At 45.0% G+C, this 5,338-nt stretch carries 5 protein-coding genes and 1 pseudogene; 4 read left to right on the top strand and 2 right to left on the bottom strand.

What is annotated here, in order from left to right; genetic code table 11:
• Nucleotides 1-996 (top strand): replication initiation protein RepC (repC, locus tag PPL9_RS00980; RefSeq protein WP_057460898.1); only part of this gene is annotated, 996 nt, incomplete at its 5' end.
• 54 nt (nucleotides 997-1,050) lie between these two features.
• Here repC (PPL9_RS00980) and PPL9_RS00975 read toward each other — a convergent pair.
• Nucleotides 1,051-1,368 carry a hypothetical protein gene (locus PPL9_RS00975; RefSeq protein WP_057460897.1) on the bottom strand — a complete coding sequence of 106 codons (318 nt, stop codon included), beginning with the start codon at nucleotides 1,366-1,368 and terminating at the stop codon, nucleotides 1,051-1,053.
• A gap of 848 nt (nucleotides 1,369-2,216) precedes the next feature.
• Between PPL9_RS00975 and repC (PPL9_RS00970) the strand changes: the two genes are divergently transcribed.
• Entirely contained in the window at nucleotides 2,217-3,563 is a 1,347-nt protein-coding gene (repC, locus tag PPL9_RS00970; RefSeq protein WP_161831174.1) for a replication initiation protein RepC, read from the top strand.
• 451 nt (nucleotides 3,564-4,014) lie between these two features.
• On the top strand, nucleotides 4,015-4,689 hold the full coding sequence (locus tag PPL9_RS00965; RefSeq protein ID WP_057460895.1) for a recombinase family protein: 675 nt from the start codon (nucleotides 4,015-4,017) through the stop codon (nucleotides 4,687-4,689).
• 19 nt (nucleotides 4,690-4,708) lie between these two features.
• On the opposite strand, the pseudogene PPL9_RS31020 reads toward PPL9_RS00965, so the two are convergent.
• A pseudogene (locus PPL9_RS31020) lies at nucleotides 4,709-4,918 on the bottom strand (transposase); the annotation flags it as partial.
• Between the two features lie 76 nt (nucleotides 4,919-4,994).
• On the opposite strand from PPL9_RS31020, the gene PPL9_RS31015 reads away from it, so the two are divergent.
• Nucleotides 4,995-5,165, top strand: a complete 171-nt coding sequence (locus PPL9_RS31015) for a transposase (RefSeq protein ID WP_161831172.1) — start codon at nucleotides 4,995-4,997, stop codon at nucleotides 5,163-5,165.
• The last annotated feature ends 173 nt before the right edge of the window (nucleotides 5,166-5,338 follow it).

The following is a 5,338-nucleotide window of genomic DNA, read 5'->3' as shown; positions in this document are numbered from 1 at the left end:
AATCTTGCCCCTCTGGCCGCAAGTTACAAGCGGCTGCACCGCATGGCGCAAGAACTGGAGCAGCGTGCCCTTGTCTGGAAACAGCAAAAGACAACGCTGCAGCTTCACAAAAAGGTCTTAAGACAGCAGCTGACCTTGCATCCGGACCATCCAGCTGCAGGGGATGCGCAAAAGCTGTTGCTGTCATTACCGCGCCGTATCGAGGCACGCTTGACCATCACCCAGCTGTTGCAATGGAGCAAGCAATTGCTGCAGCTGATCGCAGTGTTTCATGAGGTACATGACCCCTCTTCCACTGACCAGATCGAGGACGATCCAGCAGCGGATTGCGATCCTCAAAACACCTCTGGTCGGAAGAAAACTTCCGACAGGTCGGAAATCCAGTTCCGACACATAAATACAAACAATACAAAACAAACACTTTCTAACGAAAGAAGTAATGAGCGGACACTGCCTGCCGGCAATGACTTGAAGATTGCTTTGACCGCTAACGCGGAAAGGGCTCTTGAAAAGATCGAGCGTGGGAGCGCTGCTCCAGCACGTCAACACCCGATAGCACATGAGGACAGATCCAACTCGCCTCCCCTGCCCGGTCTTGAACCGCCTTCAGCACAAGCCGTGCTCCTGAGCTCCGGCATTGAGCACATCACGCTCAAACAGGTTTTAGCCTGTGCCAGTCCCATGCTGCGCGATATGATCCGCAATGCCTCAAAGAGTGGTGGGGCCGATTGGGATTCTGTCATCCAGGCCGCGGCACTGGCTGCAGGATATCTTGGGATCTCAAAACCAGCATGGCAGGAGGCATGCAGCAAACTTGGGAGCAGCGCGGCCGCAACTCTGATTGTAATTGCCGAGCGCCGCAGCACCGATCCGACCACCACCATCAATTCCTATGGCGGCTTTGTGCGCGGCTGTCTGGCAAAAGCCAAGGCCGGAGATCTGCACCTTCAAAAGTCTGTTTTTGGCCTGCTCAGCAAAGCTAACTTTGATGAATAGTTCTCAAAAAATTGGGGCGTTGCCCCCGATCGCTGTTAAGGACAAGGGCGGAGTTCACCCTGATTTCCGGATAATCGAGTATATTGACTTTGATTGTTGCAGGAAATGGGGGGAACTCCACTCCTGGATAGCAAGAATATCCCCGTAACGTGCAGTGGGATTAGTCGTAGCCTTAAGACTGAGAGTTGCTGTTTTAGGCGGTGGAATGATGAATTCAACGCCTTCATAACGGTGCGCTATTTCCTGACGTGTTGGGAAGTCATCATAAGCGCCAACACCGAGGAACGTGGCAATCTGCCCTTCAATCTGGTCAAGCAGATCTGGTACCACGGTTGGATTGGCAACACTATCTTCGCTCAGTTCATTGCACATAATTCCCCGCTCTCCAAGTCAATTCCAAGATGAAGTTTATGCAACTTTCCGCGCTTTTTCTTCGTTCCATGCTTGGTTTCCTGCCACTCGCCAGCGCCAAAGACCTTTAAACCAGTGCTAACTATCACAAGGGTTGTGGGAATGGCTTCCCGTTCGGATTTGGGTTTGGAAAAATCCAATCCACCAGAACGGCGTGACAAAGTAGAAAAATCAGGAACAAGTAAACCAAGGCCATCAAAGCAAAAACAGAATACACATTGTCATGTTATTCTCCTGTTCATGGCATAATGCCAGTTTCAGGGGGGAAATCCACTTAGACTACCTGTCCAGATTTCCCGAGCCACCTCTTATCAAACGCTCGCCACTTTCCCTAAACCAGTCCACGTTGGCAGAGTTTACACAAATAGATAGCTCTAAAAATAGATGAATTGTGCCTCTAATTTAATCTTGGAGAATATCAAAAATGCATTAGTAATAGGTAATCCGTTGGAAAATAATTTCAAGGATCGCTTGCATCAATTAATTCTATGAAAATATGTTTCCTTATAAATGAATGAGCTTCATTTTTACTAAAGCAATACTTGGTTATATATCTTGGATATACGGATATGACATATTTGTGACACTGAGTTTTGAGAAAAAATAGTGTAAGATACACATGTGTTGAACAGAAGCATTTAAGTTAACTTAAAATGCAAAAAAGCTAGGATATAGAAAAGTATACACACTTCACAATAAATGATGTCTTAGAAGCTATAGTTAGGGTGTAATCATCTCTAAAAGTAGGAGTTTTACCTGAGGTTGGTTTAGTTCTTCTGTTAAATCGGAAATATATGGAATGCATATTGATGGACAGGTGTCAAAAAAATCCGACAAGTTTGTTCGAATTCGGCAACACATCGCGACAACAGAATGAGTTTGCTGAAATAGCGGCCAAAAATTTTTCTGGACTGCCTGAAGGAGTAAGCCGCTGGGACGTTTTGTCCCTTGTCAAACGCCTGCACCGAGCCTTGAAACTTACAACAACGCAGATTGCTCACCTAGAGTTTTTAATTGGTTATACACGCGAACAGGATTGGTGTAATGGGAGTAGTCCAATTGTATACTTAACAGTGGGTTTAACGGCAAAAAAGCGCGGGATTTGCGAACGTCAAGTGCTGAATATTGAACGATCTCTTAACAAGATTGGTTTTCTTTGTTGGCGGGACAGTGGTAATCACCGACGCTATGGTCAAAGGTCCTCGACGGGTAAATTAGAGGTGGCCTTTGGTGTTAATCTGTCCCCCCTTGCCGCTTCCTTTGATCGTCTTTTACGTTTGGCAGAAAATCGGGACCAAAGAGAGCTGAAGTGGAAGCAGGAAAAAGCGAAGTTTTTGCATTACAAACGTATTTTGCGCGAACGTTTGAAATCAGAGCCAGATCATGTTGCTTCAACTCTTGCGATACGTATTTTGATGGACCTTCCCAATCGCATTGAATCGAAGGTGACTATCACTCGACTGACCTGTTGGAATATACGAATTTTAAATTCTATACAACTGTTTGAAGAACCATGTAATGAACTGATAATACAATCGTTTGATGATTTGACTGGGCAAAAAATGGAACCTCATTCATGCATAAATACACTGTCTCCTAGTGAAAGAAGTAATAGGCTGACACGATCTTATGATAATGAATCAGATCCCTTCTTGGAACCTAATATGAATGCGGCTCTTGATGACGGCAAGGTCGCTGTACTTAAGGACTTGGATTTTTTTCCGAATAAGTCTATTTTGCATCCATCAGGGCAGCATGAAAAACTTACCACAACAGCTGGGTTTTTGAACTCAGGCATTGAGCACATTACACTCGCACAGATTCTAACCTGTAGCAGTCCGATGCTGCGGGACATGATCCGCTATGCTTCAAAGAACGACGCTGCCGATTGGGATGCCGTCATACAGGCAGCAACGCTGGCTGCAGGTTATTTGGGGATCTCAAAACCAGCGTGGCAGGAGGCTTGCAACAAACTTGGTGTTAGTGCGGCTGCGTCGCTCATCGTGATAGCCGAGCGCCGCGGTTCTAACCCAAAGGCTCCCATAAATTCATTTGGCGGCTTTATACGCGGTTGTTTGACTAAAGCTGAAACAGGCGATCTGCATCTGCATAAATCTGTTTTTGGCTTACTCAATAAGACAAAACTAGATGAGTAATGAATTAATAAACCAGTGATTCTGACCTAGATTACAGCTGCTAGTGGATCAATGGAAAGTTTAAATAACCTGCCCCACAAGCTAGCATGGGTATTTTCCTTTGAAAGTACAATCTGCCGTCCGCTGTGTTGTTTGTAATCTCATTTAGTTAAAACGATAATATTACTATCATTATGTAAATAGATAGTAATTATATATTATTATGTATATCGTCTTGATGGATTTTAACTGTCTGATATACTAAGTTATATTACGAGGACGCAATTTTACTATTGCTGATAATGTGTCGAGATGTGAAGTATTTCTATATGACTATGAGGCAATATATTTATAATACTTTGCATCAATCTACGGAGTCCGTCGCTGGATTGCGCGTTATCGAACCATGTAAGCTTGATGTGTAGATATCTAAAGTACGTTAACCTAACACTTCGGGAGTGTATGAGTGAAAATGACCTCATATAAGAACACAGCAGTGGGGTACTGCCGGGCAAGTAGAGATGGGGTGGGCCTAACAGGCCAAAGAAAAATCGTCCTACAATATGCCGAGCGAAAGAATTTGAAAGTAGACTCAATTCTTTGCGTTAGCATGCCTAAGTATGGTGAGAATCCTGAACTAGAGCGAGACCAGCTAGTTGATCTATCTCGTAGGCTGGGATTGGTATTAGTACCAGACTTAAGTCGCTTAGGTCTGAATATCGCAGATGCTTTGAAGACGATTAGTTTGATACATGAGACAGGTGCAGAGTTAATAATTATCAACAAAGATATTCGATTAAGAGCCGACATTGAACTAGAACTCCCAGCGACATTGCTTTTAGATACCATCACGTTACTCGAGCAAGAACGGGTGAAGTTGCTTAGTGTTCGGACGGAAATTATGAAAGCGGAAACAAATCCCAGAGGACGTCCGCGCGGTAAACTTGGAGTTTCGAGACTTGACGGAAGAGAAGCGGAAATTCAACTCTTGTTTAAGAAAGGTTTAACACGCGCTCGCATAGCTGATGTACTTGGAGTTTCACGGACAGCTTTTTATCACTTCCTTGATACAAGGAATATTATACTAAAATCACGACTCCAACAACATGCCCAGTTGGAGAGTGACAATTGGTGTAACAAGCCTTAGAGCCTGACTCAAAAGTTTTCTAATAAATGCAATATCTTGCGGTTCTCCTTGAGACCGTTCTGATGTGGGCAATGGTTGCCCATGCTTGAGATACGCCGGTTCGTTTCTCCCAGTCTTTGGCCAGCCTGCGGCACCTGCCCATCCATGCGAATGGTCGTTCGACAACCCAGCGTCTGGGGAGGACCTTGAAGCCCCTACAGTGGTCAGAGCGCTTTATGACCTCAATCGTAAGCGACCGCTCAAGACCGCCTTACTTGTTTGTTTTTCCTAGGGTATTTTCCTTTTGATTTTTATGGAGGATGGCCTTGTCTAAAGTTAAACAGGTGCGGCGTAAGTGGACGCGGGAAGAGAAGCTCGCGATTGTTTCTGAGGTTGGGGTAGATGGTGCCTCTGTTCTTGATGTTTCCCGCCAGCATAACATTGATCGTTATCTTCTAAAGCGCTGGATCAAGCACTTTGGCATGGTGGAGAAGTAACCGTCCGCTCAGCACCGCCTTACGTGTTTTCTTTTGATCCGGTATTTTTGTCTTGAGTTGAGCTTTAAGGAGGAAGTGGAGTTCCCTCCGGTTTCCGGACAATCGAGTATATTGACTTTGATTGTTGCAGGAGATGTGAATGGGCACGGGACGCTCGAAATACACTGAAGAGT

Origin of the sequence: Pseudovibrio sp. POLY-S9, assembly GCF_001431305.1 — a bacterium.
Lineage (GTDB): Bacteria > Pseudomonadota > Alphaproteobacteria > Rhizobiales > Stappiaceae > Pseudovibrio.
Note: the sequence above shows the minus strand (reverse complement) of the source record. Positions and strands in the feature narration are given on the sequence as shown.

Excerpts from the sequence above, each read along its gene's own strand:
- PPL9_RS00965 (WP_057460895.1), top strand. The coding sequence starts at position 4,015 with ATGACCTCATATAAGAACACAGCAGTGGGGTACTGCCGGGCAAGTAGA.
- repC (WP_161831174.1), top strand. The coding sequence starts at position 2,217 with ATGGACAGGTGTCAAAAAAATCCGACAAGTTTGTTCGAATTCGGCAAC.
- PPL9_RS00975 (WP_057460897.1), bottom strand. The coding sequence starts at position 1,368 with ATGTGCAATGAACTGAGCGAAGATAGTGTTGCCAATCCAACCGTGGTA.